Annotated in this window: 11 protein-coding genes; all 11 read left to right on the top strand. The window is 43.7% G+C overall.

Translation table 11 applies throughout. From position 1 onward, the window contains the following. The 11 genes from ID165_RS13965 to ID165_RS13915 all read left to right on the top strand — a co-directional run bounded on the left by ID165_RS13965 (position 1) and on the right by ID165_RS13915 (position 17999). On the top strand, positions 1-1113 hold the full coding sequence (locus ID165_RS13965; RefSeq protein ID WP_225586734.1) for an endo-1,4-beta-xylanase: 1113 nt from the start codon (positions 1-3) through the stop codon (positions 1111-1113). A gap of 2215 nt (positions 1114-3328) precedes the next feature. Continuing rightward, positions 3329-3886, top strand: a complete 558-nt coding sequence (locus ID165_RS13960; protein WP_192085442.1) for a hypothetical protein — start codon at positions 3329-3331, stop codon at positions 3884-3886. Between the two features lie 551 nt (positions 3887-4437). Continuing rightward, positions 4438-5277 (top strand): polysaccharide biosynthesis/export family protein, encoded by an 840-nt coding sequence (locus tag ID165_RS13955; RefSeq protein WP_192085441.1) that lies wholly within the window; start codon positions 4438-4440, stop codon positions 5275-5277. Positions 5278-5283: 6 nt separating this feature from the next. Next, positions 5284-7731 (top strand): polysaccharide biosynthesis tyrosine autokinase, encoded by a 2448-nt coding sequence (locus tag ID165_RS13950; RefSeq protein ID WP_192085440.1) that lies wholly within the window; start codon positions 5284-5286, stop codon positions 7729-7731. A 1860-nt stretch (positions 7732-9591) separates the two neighbouring features. Continuing rightward, a complete protein-coding gene (locus ID165_RS13945) occupies positions 9592-10206 on the top strand; it encodes a hypothetical protein (RefSeq protein WP_192085439.1) in 615 nt (204 codons plus the stop codon). Positions 10207-10747: 541 nt separating this feature from the next. Next, the gene (locus ID165_RS13940) at positions 10748-12064 is read left to right on the top strand and encodes a UDP-glucose/GDP-mannose dehydrogenase family protein (protein ID WP_192085438.1); all 1317 of its coding nucleotides are present in this window, start codon (positions 10748-10750) and stop codon (positions 12062-12064) included. Between the two features lie 802 nt (positions 12065-12866). After that, positions 12867-13865, top strand: a complete 999-nt coding sequence (locus ID165_RS13935) for a mannose-1-phosphate guanylyltransferase (RefSeq protein ID WP_192085437.1) — start codon at positions 12867-12869, stop codon at positions 13863-13865. A 124-nt stretch (positions 13866-13989) separates the two neighbouring features. Beyond that, positions 13990-14409 carry a four helix bundle protein gene (locus ID165_RS13930; protein WP_225586732.1) on the top strand — a complete coding sequence of 140 codons (420 nt, stop codon included), beginning with the start codon at positions 13990-13992 and terminating at the stop codon, positions 14407-14409. Between the two features lie 267 nt (positions 14410-14676). Continuing rightward, complete coding sequence (locus ID165_RS13925; RefSeq protein WP_304503146.1) at positions 14677-15615, top strand: GDP-L-fucose synthase; 939 nt, start codon at positions 14677-14679, stop codon at positions 15613-15615. A 169-nt stretch (positions 15616-15784) separates the two neighbouring features. Continuing rightward, positions 15785-16948: a GDP-mannose 4,6-dehydratase gene (gene gmd / locus ID165_RS13920; RefSeq protein WP_192085436.1), complete on the top strand. Its 1164-nt coding sequence runs from the start codon at positions 15785-15787 to the stop codon at positions 16946-16948. A 37-nt stretch (positions 16949-16985) separates the two neighbouring features. Continuing rightward, positions 16986-17999, top strand: coding sequence for an NAD-dependent epimerase/dehydratase family protein (locus ID165_RS13915; protein ID WP_192085435.1), 1014 nt, complete (start codon positions 16986-16988; stop codon positions 17997-17999). Positions 18000-18054 lie beyond the last annotated feature (55 nt).

The following is an 18054-nucleotide window of genomic DNA, read 5'->3' as shown; positions in this document are numbered from 1 at the left end:
ATGATGTTCAAAAAGACCCTAAGCTTTGTAGTAATAACACTGTTGTTTTCAGCTCAAAGCCCTAAAAAGGAGCGGTTAAAAGATATTTTCGCTGACAGCTATCACATTGGCGTAGCGTTGAATTCAAGGCAGGTCAATAGTCCTGATCCTAAAGTCAATACCACCATCGAAAACAATTTCAATAGTCTGAGCCCTGAAAACGAGCTAAAATGGGAGAGAGTGCATCCGGAAATTGATCGATACGAGTTTGGATTCGGAGATGCCTATGTTGCGCTGGGCGAAAAAATCGGTGCATTTACTATAGGTCATTGTTTAGTCTGGCATCAGCAGACACCACGTTGGGTTTTTCAGGATGAAAACAAGGAGCCATTGCGCAAAGATGCGTTGATTTCCAGAATGGAAGATCATATAGAAGCGGTTGCCGGACGGTATAAGGGGAAAATCCATGGATGGGATGTAGTCAATGAAGCCTTTAATGAGGATGGCTCGTTCCGCGAATCAGCTTGGTATAAAATCGCGGGCAAAGACTTTATAAAGGCTGCATTCCGTAAAGCACATGAGATGGATCCGGAGGCAGAGCTGTATTACAACGATTACAATGTGTGGAGAGCGTCCAAGCGCAAAGGGATTCTTGATTTTGCCAAAGAGATGGTCTTAGAAGGAATCAAAGTAGATGCGATAGGGATGCAGGGGCACTATCAACTTGACTCACCGACACTGGAAGAAATCGAGCAGGGAATTATCGACATTCATGAAGCTGGGTTCAAAGTAATGATCACCGAACTCGATGTGGATGTGCTACCCAGGCCCAGACGGGCAGAAGGAGCTGATCTGAATATGAATTTCGCCAATTCCGATGAGTACAATCCATATAAAGAAGGCATCACTCCGGAAGCAGAGGCAAAGTTGGCTGAGCGATATGCGGCTATTTTTGAAATTTATGAAAAACACAAAGACAAAATCACCAGGGTTACATTTTGGGGATTGGGGGATAGGTATAGTTGGTTGAACAACTTTCCTGTGCGTGGGAGAACCAATTATCCGTTGCTTTTTGATAGAAATCTGGAACCAAAGACGGATATAATTGAGAAGATTGCCGGTGTGGTGAAGTAATTGCGAAGCAAGGGTGAAATGGTATTAAGTATATATGACGGCATAATGCATGTAAAGACGGCACGACGTCTCCTGACTGCTGTTGAGAATTAGCGGAAGGTGGAAGCCGCTCGTGACGACACGAACGGCGGCACAAATTTATGACGACACGAACGGGCGGCGAGAAATGTCTAGTGGCAAGGAACGGTGGCGAGGATATTATCCAATAACCTTCGAGGTTTCCAAAACCTCGAAGGTTTTTTACACGAGGATCCTGTGCAAGTCTCACGAACGGCGGCGCACATTTGTGCATACACGAACGTCGGCGAGGAAGTCACAGTACTTATCCGGCTTTCCGTCTTTACCTTCTAAACTAGACAATCTGGCTTTAGCGCCCTGGTTTAGTGTGAGGGAGCGTGGGGTGGTCGCAGCAGCGAGCCAGACGGCAGGTATGCGGGGGGAAGCTTTGCTGCGACAAAGGTTTTTGTTACTTTTTGCCTTCAAAAAGTAAGACAGATAATGGCCTCAACGCTATCGATTCGGGTCAATCGAGAGCTTGGTGATTGATAAAATATATACAAGCCGCCTTTCCACCTCCTGCACGGGCCTTCATTTCCAGACGATGCCCCCTGCGGGGTAATTTTTATTCAAGTGTCCGGTTGAAGCCGTTCGTGATGACACGAACGTCGGCACAGAGAATTGGCGGAAGCCGTTCGTGATGACACGAACGGCGGCACAAATTTGTGATGACACGAACGTCGGCCGAGGGATTATTAATCCTACACACCGTGTCCCCCCTTTAACCCTTTAACCTTTAACCCTTAACCTTTAATCCTTAACCTTTTCTACTGTTAAAAGTTAATCTGCTAAGCATTAATCCCATACATCGTGAAAAACCCCTTAACCCTTTTTCCTGTTAAAAGTTAATCCACTAAGCGTTATTCTGACTTGTGTATACCGAAATACAGCCTCCCGACTGCTGTTGAGAATTAGCGGAAGGTGGAAGCCGTTCGTGACGACACGAACGGCGGCACAAATTTATGACGACACGAACGGGCGGCGAGAAATGTCTAGTGGCAAGGAACGGTGGCGAGGATATTATCCAATAACCTTCGAGGTTTCCAAAACCTCGAAGGTTTTTTACACGAGGATCCTGTGCAAGTCTCACGAACGTCGGCGAGGAAGTCCCAGTACTTATCCGGCTTTCCGTCTTTACCTTCTAAACTAGACAATCTGGCTTTAGCACCCTGGTTTAGTGTGAGGGAGCGTGGGGTGGTTGCAGCAGCGAGCCAGACGGCAGGTATGCGGGGGGAAGCTTTGCTGCGACAAAGGTTTTTGTTACTTTTTGCCTTCAAAAAGTAAGACAGATAATGGCCTCAACGCTATCGATTCGGGTCAATCGAGAGCTTGGTGATTGATAAAATATATACAAGCCGCCTTTCCACCTCCTGCACGGGCCTTCATTTCCAGACGATGCCCCCTGCGGGGTAATTTTTATTCAAGTGTCCGGTTGAAGCCGTTCGTGACGACACGAACGTCGGCACAGAGAATTAGTGGAAGCCGTTCGTGATGACACGAACGGCGGCACAAATTTATGACGACACGAACGTCGGCGAGGGATTATTAATCCTACACACCGTGTCCCCCCTTTAACCTTTAACCCTTTAACCTTTAATCCTTAACCTTTTCTACTGTTAAAAATAAATCCGCTAAGCATTATTCTGACTTGTGTATACCGAAATACAGCCTCCCGACTGCTGTTGAGAATTAGCGGAAGGTTGAAGCCGTTCGTGATGACACGAACGTCGGCACAGAGAATTAGCGGAAGCCGTTCGTGATGACACGAACGGCGGCACAAATTTATGACGACACGAACGTCAGCGAGGGATTATTAATCCTACACACCGTGTCCCCCCTTTAACCCTTTAATCCTTAACCTTTAACCCTTTAACCTTTAACCCTTAACCTCTAACCTTTTCTACTGTTAAAAGTAAATCCGCTAAGCATTAATCCCATACACCGTGGTAATCCCTTCCACCTTCCACCTCTGACCTTTTTTTCTGTTAAAAGTTAATCCGTCACCGTCCGTGACAGAGACAGCAACTACACCCTTCCTGCAATAATCCAACACGCTCTAACCCCATTAGACATAACCATAATACGGTCTCCACAATCCATTCATTTACAATTAAAAGCGTTTGTTGGTTCAAGCTTTCTTTTTTCCCCATATTCCGCCATGGAAAATAACGTGTATATCCAGCCTGATAGAACTGTTAAAACCATTGAGGGGATTGATGTGGAATTTTTCCATACGGGTGAGGGCGTTACATTCAATCCCTTTACCGTTGTGGAGGATTTCATTACGGTATTTTATGGTATGGAAAGTAAAGACAGACTTTTGCAGCCATTTCCTGATGATGTCATCCCCAGATTCAGACAGTTTTTCTTTGCATCTGCGGGGAGAGTCGAATGCATCGCCGGCTTTACCCAGGGGCATGTTGTTTATGAGTCGCATCTTTTTATCGGTGAACTCGCATCAGCTCCTGTTTTGCGGGTCAATTATTATAAGGAAGGCGAATTGCTATTCGAGCACTTTAAGTACTTAGGACATTCTATACAATACGAGCAGTTTGTGCAGCAGTTTGCCTACCTCTCCGAATTGCGGTTGCCCCGATCCAGCGAAAATATCCTGGTTCAAAACCATTTGGGGGAAACCTTCTTGATCGTAAGAGGCAATAAATTACAGATTTGGCTTATTAAAAGCTGGCAAGCCCTTATGGATATACTGTATTAATGACTATGTCTGCTCAAATAAGTTGTTTTATGGTACTAATTAATTCCCTTTCCCTTGGAGAGGGAATTTCTACGCTTTCCTTTCAGGAAAGGGGCTGTTTGTACTAGCTTGTAATGACCGTTGAATAGGTGTTTTAATGTAAAAAAATGATATAATGTTAAGTTAATCAACTTGTTTAGAATTCCGGCCTTTCTGATTACGAATCGTATATTTCTACTCTTTTAATTAAGTGTTTTATAGTAAAATATGTACTTTCGCTTTCTTGCCACTGGATTTATTAGACATAATGACCTTTTCTCCTCTTAAAACAAAAGCGCTTCACACGGAGCCCGGTTTGGTGAGTGTGCAGAACCATACAGAGGTACGGTCAACATCCAAATTGGCTACCGGCATTAGTGCTGATTTTCGTGTATGATAATTTTCCGGCATTGAAATATGCTGTGTCTCTTCGGCCTGAATTGGGAGGAGACAACGCTACAACCCAACAATAGATCCATTTAACCTACACCCTGCTAACCCTAAACGTAAAGTGAATTATTTAAATTGATCGAATGCTCCCAGCTAAGCTAACCAAACCTGTAGTACCTCCTTCTTTTGGAGTATTGTTTTTCCTGTTATTCCTCACCTTTTCCGGCTGTATCTCGAATGAGAAAATTATCTACCTGCAAAACAGGGAAGGTAAGACGCCCATTGCAGACGGGGAACTGATTACATACGAAATCCCCGAATACAAGCTCCAGTACAATGACATCATCGACGTGAATGTGCAGACTGTCGATGACATGATTCAGAACGGATTCAACAATAAATCCACTGTAGGGAGCAGTAGCCAGATGGGGAATATGGCCAGCCAGTCGGGAGGGGATATTTATTATATGACGGGCTATACGGTAGACCAGGGAGGTAATATAAGACTCCCTATTGTCGGAAATGTACATGTGAAGGACAAAAGCCTGGAAGAAGCCAGAATCTTAATCGAGGAAAAGCTGCGTGTTTACGTGACCACCGAGCTGTATGTAAAGGTAAAGCTGGGTGGTATCCGTTATGCGGCACTAGGAGAGTTCAGGAGACCGGGTAAATTCGTGGTTCTCCAGGATCGTATGACGATTTTTGAGGCAGTTGCTAATGCAGGTGATCTGACACCTGTAGCCAAGCGCGATGAAATACTGCTGATCCGCCAATATCCCGAAGGGACAAGACTGCACAGGATTAATTTGATAGACAGACAGGTAGTGGAGTCTCCTTTTTATTTTATCCAGCCCAATGACCAGTTGTATGCCGAACCGATGAAGGTACGGGAAGTAGGTTCGGGAGAAAATGCTGCCCAGTCCCTTGCCTTGGTTATTTCGGCGGTTACCGCCCTTGCGCTTATACTGAATTTAATTAATTAAGATTTTATGTATCCCACTACCCCCAACGTGTCTAATTCCGGGCAGAATCCGTTCGCGGTTCAGAAGGAGGATGAGATTGACCTCAAGGTATTGCTTTTCAACTATCTCCAATACTGGCCGATTATTGCGGCTTTTATGCTTGCGGGGCTGGCCTGTGCATTTTTGTTCAACAGGTATGCTACCAATATTTATAAAGTCGAGGCGAGTGTGCTTGTCGAAGACGACAAACCCAGTCTGGGGACGGATCTGTTTGAGACTGCGGGATTCGGTCTTCAGGGCAAAAGCAACATCGAAAATGAAATAGGGATATTGAAGTCCTACTCCCTCGCCGAGGAGACCATATCGGAGTTGGACTTGAACGTGGAGTATTATCACGAGGGGTTGGTGGCGGTCACCCAGCTGTATGACAAACTGCCCATTCTGGTAAGTGTGGACTGGAGTCATCCCCAATGGGTAGGGGGCATGTTCAGGCTGGAGGTCATCAGTGGGGATTCCTTCAAACTCAGTATAGCCGACGACGGCTTTAGTGTGTATAATCCTGCGGATCCCTTTTATAAAACCAAGATAAAAAACCCTGCATTGGGCAAGTCACTTTATAGTTTTGGACAGGAGATCCGGGAGACTAACCTGAATTTTAAGATCGCAGGAATCTATGCCAATCCGGGAGATGTTATCCTGTTTAAACTATCGGATACGCCTAGCCTTGCCCTAAGATATAGGGGCGCACTTTCTGTGGCTCCGCTGAACAAACAGTCCTCTATACTGACCCTTAGCGTGGAGACCCCGGTGAGAAGACTGGGAGAGGATTACATCAACAAACTGATGGAAATGTACCTGAATAGGGAGCTGGATGAGAAAAATAGGGCTTCGGAGAGTACCGTACGCTTTATAGATCAGCAGCTAAGCGGAATTACCGATTCTCTTGAGTTTTCCGAGAACAAGCTACAGCAGTACAGGTCGGACAACAATATCTTCAACCTATCTCAGGAGGGGGCGGGGATTTTTGAGCGGCTGCAGGAATTGGAGAAGCAGAAGGGCGAAACGGAAGTGAGTATGAAATACTACCAGACGCTGAATGCTTACCTTGATAACAGCCGGGGCGGGGAGTTGGTGGCTCCCTCCATTATCGGAGTGACGGATCCTTTGCTGAATTCATTGGTCAATTCACTGGCGGAGTTGCAGGCTGAGCAGATTCGCCTTAAATCAAACTATTCAGATCAGGCTCCGGCAGTTCGGGAAAACTCCTCACGTATTGCCAACACCAAGAAGCAACTTCAGGAGAACGTGAACCTTGCGTTGGGCAATACCCGGAACGTATTGGCGGACATCAACAGCCGGATACGGGTCATAGAATCGGATATCAATGCGTTGCCTAAAACAGAAAGGGATCTATTGGGCATACAGCGCCAGTTCACGATAAATGAAAACATCTACGTTTATCTCTTGGAGAAGAAGGCAGAAGCTGAGATTACCAAGGCTTCCAATATGCCAAAAAACTCCATCTTGGATTATGCAAAGGCCGGAAATATTCCTGTAGCTCCAAAAAGATCCCTAAACATGCTGATAGGCTTAATACTGGGACTGATTCTTCCGGTAGGTTTTATCACCATAAAGGATTTTCTCAATACTACTATTGAAGATCCTAAGGAATTGGAAGCCCAGATTAAGGTTCCATTGATAGGCATGATTGGGCGAAGTCTGGGAGACGGTCTTCCCGTGTTGAATAACCCGAGGTCTTCGGTTACCGAGTCATTTCGTTCCTTACGGGCAGACATGACTTATCTCAGTCCCCATAAAAATAATTTGGTAATACTCCTCACTTCATCCATCTCCGGGGAGGGCAAGACGTTTGTTTCTATCAATCTCGCATCGGTATTTTCGCTGATGGGAAAGAAAACCATCCTGATAGGATTGGACTTAAGGAAGCCGAAGATTGCTGAGGACTTCAACTTGTCCAATGATGTAGGAATGAGTACCTGTCTCAGCACAGATATCCCTTGGCAGGAAGCAGTGAAGTCTACAGGTTATCCTGATCTGGACGTGATTCTTTCCGGACCAATTCCCCCCAATCCCGCAGAACTGTTGCTTCAGCCTAAGTTTGGTCAAATTGTAAAGGAAATCAAGCAAGCCTATGATGTGGTGATTTTTGACTGCCCACCTGTGGGATTGGTGTCCGAGACCAAGGAATTCTTCCCTATGGCCGACATCAGTTTCTTCGTATTCCGTCAAGGGTATTCCAAGAAGACCAATTCATATATTCTTAATAATCTGGTGGAAAAAGGCGGTGTATCCAAGATTTACGGTATCCTCAATGATGTTCATATAGATAGGGGATATGGGTATGGGTACGGGTATGGTTATGGATACGGCTACGGTTATGGCAACAATTCCTATGGTTACCATGAGGAAGTTCATATTCCCTGGTGGAAGAGAGCGATAAGGGGAAAGAAGTAAGTGTAATAGGTCAGTTCATATCCTACGAAATCTTTTAATTAGTTAACCCTTTCTGCCGCCGTTCGTGACGACACGAACGGCGGCAAGGAGATTATCCTATAACCTTCGAGGTTTCCAAAACCTCGAAGGTTTTTTACACGAGGATCCTGCGCAAGTCTCACGAACGGCGGCGCACATTTGTGCATACACGAACGTCGGCGAGGGATTATTAATCCTACACACCGTGTACCCCCTTTAACCCTTAACCTTTTTCCTATTAAAAGTAAATCCGCTAAGCGCTATCTGACACACCGTGGTAACCCCTTTGATCTTCCACCTTTGACCTTTCCAACTCTGTAGACCTCCTCGGGACAATATTTCGTCTTATCACTTTACTTCATGCCCGAAGGCAATGGCCTTTTGGTCTTTATTACACCGGGTTAAAACCCGGTGCAATAAAATCTGCCATGCCTACGGCATTGCTTCGTTTTTACAGGATCTTGGGATCAATCCACCCAAATTCTCACCACGCACCACAGGTGAACCCTGTAACCTTCCACCTTTGACCTTCCACCTTTTTTCCTCTTAAAAGCTAATCCCTTAAGCATTAACCCCATACACCGTGAAAACCCCTTTAACCCTTAACCTCCCCCGCAAAGAGACCACACACCGTCTGGATCCATCATATCCTTGACCCTTGAGAATTGAAAATTGAAAATTGATCATTTTTCAAGGACCAGATAATAATCCGGGGCAGGCCTGTCTGCCGCAGGAGGAAGGCAATGGCCTTTGTTCTTTTTAACCATGGGTTGCACCCAGGACTATTGAAGATTTTACCACTTCAGGGTGATTTTTATTCAAGTGTCCGGTTGAAGCCGTTCGTGATGACACGAACGGCGGCACAAATTTATGACGACACGAACGTCGGCGAGGAAGTCACAGTACTTATCCGGCTTTCCGTCTTTACCTTCTAAACTAGACAATCTGGCTTTAGCACCCTGGTTTAGTGTGAGGGAACGTGGGGTGGTCGCAGCAGCGAGCCAGACGGCAGGTATGCGGGGGGAAGCTTTGCTGCGACAAAGGTTTTTGTTACTTTTTGCCTTCAAAAAGTAAGACAGATAATGGCCTCAACGCTATCGATTCGGGTCAATCGAGAGCTTGGTGATTGATAAAATATATACAAGCCACCTTTCCACCTCCTGCACGGGCCTTCATTTCCAGACGATGCCCCCCTGCGGGGTAATTTTTATTCAAGTGTCCGGTTGAAGCCGTTCGTGATGACACGAACGGCGGCACAAATTTATGACGACACGAACGTCGGCGAGAAATGTCTAGTGGCAAGGAACGGTGGCGAGGATATTATCCAATAACCTTCGAGGTTTCCAAAACCTCGAAGGTTTTTACACGAGGATCCTGCGCAAGTCTCACGAACGGCGGCGCACATTTATGACGACACGAACGTCGGCGAGGGATTATTAATCCTACACACCGTGTACCCCCTTTAACCCTTAACCTTTAATCCTTAACCTTTTTTCCTGTTGAAAGTTAATCCCCTAAGCATTAACCCTATACACCGTGAAAACCCCTTAAACCCTTAACCTTAAACCCTTAAACTTTTTTCCTGTTAAAAGTAAATCCGCTAAGCATTAATCCCATACACCGTGAAAAACTCCTTCCACTTTATTTACAAATCCATGCAAAAAAAGGATGGCAGTACATTTGTATGACAAAATTATCCACTTTAATAACTAATTTCAATAAGTGTTTTAATTTCGCATGAGATAGATGTGTAGCGCCCAAAATAATCAGGAACCAAAATCTTAGCAAGGACCTCTTTGCTTAATATTCCATTTTTAACCTATGATTTGGTAAGAATTGCCCATGGATGTTTTGAACTATTTGAGTAAACTGGCTACAGGTTACCACAGCAAATCAATTAGCATTTCAGGTATTGACGTGAAATATAAATTTTACGGAAAGCCTGTGCCTTTTGATCCTATAGGTATGCTCAGGGAACTGCAGTACAAATCACAGGAGCCCACAGCGCATCGGGTGGAATTGTATGTACCGCCGAGGGATATGGCAGACAATAAGCTGATTATCGGAGGAAAACTAAGCCCTGTAGTTATTGCTGATGTAAAGCTTGACCGATGCAGGATCAAGGTGATAAGAGCAGTTACTACCCACAATAAATTACGCTATAGCAGGTATGAATTTTTTACGAATGGCAGAATTATGGCAGTTTTTCAGCGGGCTTACGATTACGGTAAATCATTTGACAAACTGCTGACCGAGATTGCCTCATGTTCTGATACGTCAGATTATAACGGCACTGCCTTGCTCAAGGGGGTCCACACTTCCGGACAGTACATTCTGGGTGAAGTATTTGGACATACCCAATTATGGCTGGTATTCAACCCTGAAGCATTGGAAGCAGCCCAGCAGCAGATTCTAGTGACAAGCAATAACACTAGGGATCAAAAACATTTTCAATAATATGACATCGAGCCTGACTCAAAAGTCACACATTGGAATGGTTATTTATGCTGCGAGATTCCATGTGACCGCTAAAAATCAATTATTACCACATGACATCGGGCATGACCCGCTACGTCAGATACTTGTATGAGGACCAATCGTGCAAGAATCCTGACAGATTAAAAGCCAAATCATAAAAACATAAAATTTATGTTGAAAAATAGGACAAAAAATGAGTACAAAAATTACTCACTTTGTTATCTTTACAAAATGAGACGGGAAAAACGAACTTATTGACAATAATTAGGCACTTTTTATGTCTAAAACCCAAAACAACTGGTTTTAAACCTTTTCAAATTTTCACCAAACCCACTAGCATACGCTAAGACTATTCCAAGTAACTAAGCAAGACTGATTTCCTGGATAGATAGACAATATCTATTTCGATGGAAGATTATTATATTGCTTTTTGTGAACGGGATGGGACTGAAAGGGCGAAGCTGTGCGGAGATTACCCTTATTCTTTTATAAAATCACTAACACTACAAATTATAATCTTATGAAAATCGCAGTAGTAGGTACCGGCTATGTAGGACTGGTATCGGGAGCATGTTTTGCCGATGTAGGAATCGAAGTTACCTGTGTGGACATCGATCAGAAAAAAATTGACAACCTGAAGCAGGGCATTATGCCGATCTATGAGCCGGGTTTGGAAGAAGTTGTGGTCAGAAATTACAAAAGTGGAAGATTGAAATTCAGCACTGACTTGGGTGAGGCTATTCAGGGGGCTTCTGTGGCCTTTATCGCGGTGGGTACCCCTCCGGGTGAAGATGGCTCTGCTGACCTGAAATATGTGCTGGCAGTAGCTGATGAGATAGGAGCAAAAATGACCGACTACATCGTGGTGGCCACCAAGAGCACGGTTCCCGTGACCACGGGTGAGAAAGTCCGCGGTGCCATCAAGGAAGCACTGGACAAAAGAGGTTCTGACTTACCGTTTGCAGTAGCATCCAATCCAGAGTTCCTGAAAGAAGGTGCCGCAGTAGAGGATTTCCTCAAGCCGGACAGAATTGTGATCGGAGTGGACGATGAGCGTGCCGAAGAAATTATGCAGCGTCTCTACAAGCCCTTTCAGCTGAGCGGGGAGCGTATTATCTACATGGATATTCCATCTGCAGAGATGACCAAATATGCCGCAAACGCCATGCTTGCCACCAAAATATCTTTTATGAATGACATCGCAAACCTCTGCGAACTGGTAGGTGCGGATGCCAATATGGTAAGAAAAGGAATAGGCTCTGATCCTAGAATCGGAAACAAATTTATTTACCCCGGAGTAGGGTATGGCGGTTCTTGCTTTCCCAAAGATGTGAAAGCCATCATCAAAACCGCTAAGCAATATGGCTATGACTTAAGGGTACTTCAGTCAGTGGAAGATGTGAATGACGATCAGAAGCATGTTTTGGCCAATAAAGTTAAGGCGCATTTCGGAGAAGATTTGACCGGCAAAACCTTTGCGATGTGGGGCTTGAGCTTCAAACCAAACACAGACGATATGCGTGAGGCTCCTGCCGCGGTGATTATCGATGAGTTGCGGGCAGCCGGCGCCACGGTAAAGGCGTATGATCCCATTGCCATGGATGAGGCGAGAGAGCATTATATTTTCGATAAAGTGACCTATTGTAGCGATGCCTACGATGCACTGGTGGATGCAGACGCATTGTTGCTGGTGACCGAGTGGTCAGAATTCAGAATCCCAAGCTGGGATGTAGTGGGCAGGTTGTTGAAGAACAAAGTGATCTTTGACGGAAGAAATATCTACGACAGAAAATACCTGGCCACCCTGGGGTTTGAAGCCTTCGGTATCGGCAGCTGATAAGTGATTCGTCATTGCAGTCGGATTACAGACTGCAATGACCACTCTTTGCTTGTTAAAAGTTAATTTGTTAAACGTTAATCTTATGCGCTGTAAGGTCTTAAACTTTAAACTCTTAATCCTTTAACCTTTAACAACCGGATTGCCGCGCTCGTACCTCGCTCGCAATGACGTATACCTACTATTCTCTATTAACTCCTATCAATCCGTTGAAAGTTAATCCGTTAAGTGTTAATCTTATGCGCTGTAAGGTCTTAAACTTTAACCTCTTAACCCTTAATCCTTTAACCTTTAACAACCGGATTGCCGCGCTCGTACCTCGCTCGCAATGACGTATACCTACTATTCTCTATTAACTCCTATCAATCCGTTGAAAGTTAATTTGTTAAGCGTTAATCTTATGCGCTGTAAGGTCTTAAACTTTAACCTCTTAACCCTTAATCCTTTAACCTTTAACAACCGGATTGCCGCGCTCGTACCTCGCTCGCAATGACGTATACCTACTATTCTCTATTAACTCCTATCAATCCGTTGAAAGTTAATCCGTTAAGTGTTAATCTTATGCGCTGTAAGGTCTTAAACTTTAAACTCTTAACCCTTAATCCTTTAACCTTTAACAACCGGATTGCCGCGCTCGTACCTCGCTCGCAATGACGTATACCTACTATTCTCTATTAACTCCTATCAATCCGTTGAAAGTTAATTTGTTAAACGTTAATCCAATACACAGTGAGAAAACCCCTTAACCTTTAACCCCTTAACCCTTAACCTTCAATCTTTAACCTTTCAACCTTCCCCTCTCTTGCAAACAATAAACGTAATCCTCTCAGGCGGAGTAGGTTCCAGACTCTGGCCATTATCCCGAAAATCGCAACCCAAGCAGTATTTACCGGTTTTTGATGGAGAAACCTTATTCCAGAATACCGTAAGGAGAAACGCCGAATTTTGTGGGCAGGCGATGGTAGTGGGTAACTGTGACAACTTTGAACTGTCGCGAAAAGATCTTACGTCAGCGGGAGTGGAAGGCTATGTGGAGATCATAGAAGCCTGTCCCCGCAATACTGCGGCAGCAATAGCGTTCGCCGCCTTTGCCGCCAGTCCGGAAGATATTTTGTTCGTTACTCCCTCAGATCATCTGATCACCTCAGGGCTAGCCTATCACACGGCTGTGGAGAGAGGAATCCAACTTGCCAAGGAAGGCTATATTGTCACCTTTGGGCTTAAGCCTACCAAGCCGGAAACAGGGTTTGGCTACATAGAAGCAGCCGGTGAAGAAGTCAAAGGATTCCGCGAAAAGCCCAATTTGGAGACTGCTGAGGCATTTGTCAAAAGCGGTAATTTCTTCTGGAATTCAGGGATGTTCTGCTTTCAGGCGGGAGTCTACCTGGAAGAACTGAAAGCCTTTGAGCCCGAGGTGTATGCTGCATCTCTGACGGCTTTTGAATCAGCAGAAGAGGGCAAGCTTGATTTTGGGCTGTCCATGCAGATCCCATCCATATCGGTAGATTATGCGGTGATGGAAAAGACGAAGAAAATCAAGGTCGTTCCTTCGTCCTTTTCCTGGTCTGATATGGGCTCCTTCGAGTCTATTTATGAGCACTTCAAGAAGCAGGGACATACAGTGGATTCCAATGGCAATATGGTCATAGGAACAAACCTGCACACAGAATTTTTGGGACTAAAAAATACCCTGCTTATCCAAACCCCCGACGCTATCCTTATTCTAAACAAAGAAAACGCACAGGATGTGAAGAAGGTGTTTGAGCGACTGGAGAAGGAGAAACCGGAGTTGGTGGATTAGTTTTTCGGATTAAAGGTTAAATGATTAAAAGTTTAAAAGGTTCGTAATTAAATCATTTAGTTTTAAACAACTTGTTGCTGATTGAAGGATTAAATGCTAATAGTTTAGAATAAAAAAGCTACAGATGAGTCTGACCACTTATTACACCTATTCTTTTGAAAAGCTTGAAGTATATCAGTTAGCGCGTAAATTCCGTGTCGAAATAAAAAAACTTACAAGGTCTTTCCCTTCTGATGAAAAATTTGAGCTAACCAGTCAAATTAGGAGATCATCATCCAGTATTGCTACCAACCTAGCCGAAGGGTCTGGCAGAGCAAGCTTAAAAGATCAGGCACACTTTACAAATATTTCTTTTTCAAGTGCTTTGGAGACAATCGACCACCTCACTTATGCATTTGATATGGAATACATAAATGAAGAGCTATACAGTTATTTTAGGATGAAAGATGATGCAATCATCCAGAAGCTTAATTCGCTTTATAAATACCAAATCGGGTCAACCAGTGATTTAAAGTCTAAATTTAGAAATGATTCTAATCCTTAACCTTTAATCCTCTTGATCCCATTTCTGCTAGTCTTTTGATTTACGCTTAATAGTTTAACCCTTTCATACTGTTGAAAGTTAATTTGTTAAACGTTAGTCCTACGCACTGTAATATCCTTAACCTTTAACCCTTAATCCTTTAAACCTCTTGACCCCATTTTTGATTAAGGCTTAATCGTTTAAAGTTTAATAGTTTAACCATTAACTCACTGTTTCTCTGTGACTCAAATTAATCATTTAACTCTGTGAATCTCTGTGATTAAAGACATGAAAATCTACATCGCCGGCCACCGTGGCATGGTGGGCTCCGCCATATGGAGAGCCTTGGAAGCCAAAGGATACGCCAACTTAGTAGGGAAAACCTCTAAAGAACTCGACCTGAGAAATAAGGAAGCCGTAGACGCATTTTTTGATCAGGAAAAACCCGATGTGGTGATCGATGCCGCTGCAAGGGTAGGAGGGATCTTGGCCAACAACAACTATCCCTATCAGTTCCTGATGGAGAATATGCAGATTCAGAATAATCTGATAGATGCTTCCTTAAGTGCTGATGTTCAGAAGTTTATCTTCTTGGGATCTTCCTGTATCTATCCCAAACTGGCTCCACAGCCCTTGAAGGAAGAATATTTGCTGACAGGCCCTTTAGAGCCTACCAATGAATGGTATGCCATCGCCAAGATTACCGGTGTGAAAGCCTGTGAAGCGATCAGAAAGCAATTTGGGAAGGATTATATTTCGCTTATGCCGACCAACTTGTACGGTACGCACGATAATTTTGACTTGAATACCTCCCATGTGCTGCCCGCAATGATGAGAAAATTTCATGAGGCGAAAGAGAACGGGAATACACCGGTGGAACTGTGGGGATCAGGTACTCCTATGCGTGAATTTCTTTTTGTGGAAGACCTGGCCGACGCAGTGGTTTATGCCTTGGAAAATAAGTTTCAGGACAACCTATACAATGTAGGGACGGGAACAGATTTGACCATCAAAGAACTGGCAGAGCTGATCCAACAAACGGTAGGACATACCGGAGATATTATCTGGGACGCCGGCAAACCAGACGGTACCCCAAGGAAATTAATGGATGTATCCAAAATGACTGATGCCGGCTGGAAAGCAAAAGTGGGCTTGGAAGAAGGGATCAAAAGAACCTATGAGTGGTTCTTGGAAAATCAGGAGACATTTAAGCAAGTTAAGATTTAGTGAGTGACCACAGAGTTACACTGAGATAACACAGAGTCGCACAGAGGTGATCTCTGTAACTTATTAGAACAGCAAATCTCTCAGTGCATCTCTGTGTTTCCTCAGTGGTCTCTGTGACCAATAAACAACAAAACCCTCAGTGCATCTCTGTGGCTAAAACAACATATTTATGAAAACCGCACTCATCACCGGTATCACCGGTCAAGACGGCTCTTACTTAGCCGAACTTTTATTGGAAAAAGGCTATATGGTCCATGGGATCAAGCGAAGAGCTTCTTCCTTCAATACGCAGCGTGTAGATCACCTGTACCAGGATCAGCACGAGAAATCTGTGAACTTCAAAATGCACTACGGGGATCTCACGGATTCAATGAATGTGATCCGCATTATTCAGGAAGTGCAGCCGGATGAGATCTACAATCTGGGTGCCATGTCCCATGTGAAAGTATCCTTCGACTCTCCGGAGTATGTAGCCAATGTGGATGGCATCGGAACCCTAAGAATACTGGAGGCGGTCCGTATTCTGGGAATGGAGAAGAAGACAAGAATCTATCAAGCCTCTACTTCGGAGCTGTACGGAGGTATGCCGGAAAATAAAAACGCTGCGGGGTTCTATGACGAGAGCTCTCCATTCTATCCCCGCTCTCCGTATGGAGCGGCAAAGATTTACGGTTTTTGGATCACCAAAAACTACCGGGAAGCCTACGGCATGTTTGCCTGCAACGGGATCTTGTTTAACCACGAGTCTCCTAGAAGAGGCGAGACGTTTGTAACGCGTAAAATAACCATGGCCACTGCCGCCATAGCCTTAGGAATGCAGGATTGCCTGTACCTGGGTAATTTGGAAGCATTGCGTGACTGGGGTCATGCCAAGGACTATGTAAAAGCCATGTATTTGATCCTTCAGCAGGAAAAACCGGAAGATTTTGTGATTGCTACGGGGGTGACTACGAAAGTGAGGGACTTTGTTCAGATGTCCTTCGAACATGTAGGCTTCAGCATCCGCTGGGAAGGAGAGGGCGTAAACGAAGTGGGAATACTGGATTCTGTAGATGAGCAGAAATACTTCGAAGCTACAGGCGAAGCCATTAAACCTTTAATCCTTAATCTTTTAAACAAAGAAATCATCCGCATTGACCCTGCTTACTTCCGCCCAACCGAAGTGGACCTACTTCTCGGTGATCCTACCAAATCCAAAACCCAATTGGGATGGACTCCTGAATACGATTTGGCAGGATTGGTAGGGGATATGATGGCCTCCGATATTAAATTAATGCAAAAGGATATGCATTTGGTGCAAGGTGGGCATGAGGTGTATAGACAGTCAGAGTAGTTTTTATATCCAACATTTAGATAGCTAGAGAAATTTTATGCAAATTTTAGTAACTGGAGCGGCAGGATTTATAGGTTTTCATCTTACTGGAGAACTTTTAAAACAAGGATATGATGTAGTCGGTGTTGATAATTTAAATGATTATTACGACCCTACACTTAAGCTAAGCAGACTTAATCAGCTAGGTATTGAAGCAAATCTATCTCTGAATTTTGATGTTTTAAAAAGTACGACTAACAATTTTACGTTTATTAAAGCAAATATTGAAGAAGATTTACTATGGGATAAACTTGATAAGGATTTTAAAGTAACTGCAATAATTCATCTTGCTGCTCAAGCAGGCGTAAGATATAGTTTGGAAAATCCAAAGGCATATATTAAATCCAATATTGAAGGATTTTTGAATGTGTTGGAATTCTGTCGAAATAAAAGTATAGACAAGTTAATTTATGCATCAAGTTCTTCTGTATATGGAATGGAATCAAAGCAACCATTTTCTGAAGAAGAAAGTTGTAATAAGCCTGTCAGCCTCTATGCAGCTACTAAGAGATCAAATGAATTAATGGCATACACCTACCACCATTTATTCAATATTAATTCAGTAGGATTAAGGTTCTTCACGGTCTATGGTCCTTGGGGAAGACCGGATATGGCTCCTTTTATCTTCACTAAGGCCGCATTTGAGGGGTCAGAAATAAGGGTTTTTAATCAGGGAAATCAAAAAAGAGATTTTACCTATATCGATGATATTATTGCCGGAATTATTCAAATATTTGAGCAGAGAGAAAAAATAGATGGTGCTGAGGTGTGTAATATAGGTCAAGGGAAACCCCTTGGTCTAGGAGATTTTATTAGCCAGATTGAAGATAGTACAGGAATGGTGCTTTCTAAAAAGTTTGTTGAGGCTCAACCGGGAGATGTTCAAATAACTTATGCAGATACAGATAATTTAAGAAACAAATTCTCATATGTGCCAAAAGTTATTTTGAAGGAAGGTATAGGAAATTTTGTAAAATGGTATGTTGAGTACTACAAAGTAAATAAAAGTTGAAGTGATTTGGTGTTTTAATAGCCATAGTATTTTGTTACAAACAATATTTTCAAAT

Origin of the sequence: Algoriphagus sp. Y33 (assembly GCF_014838715.1) — a bacterium.
GTDB lineage: Bacteria > Bacteroidota > Bacteroidia > Cytophagales > Cyclobacteriaceae > Algoriphagus.
The sequence above is the reverse complement of the archived record's forward strand: the minus strand, read 5'-3'. Positions and strand labels throughout refer to the sequence as shown.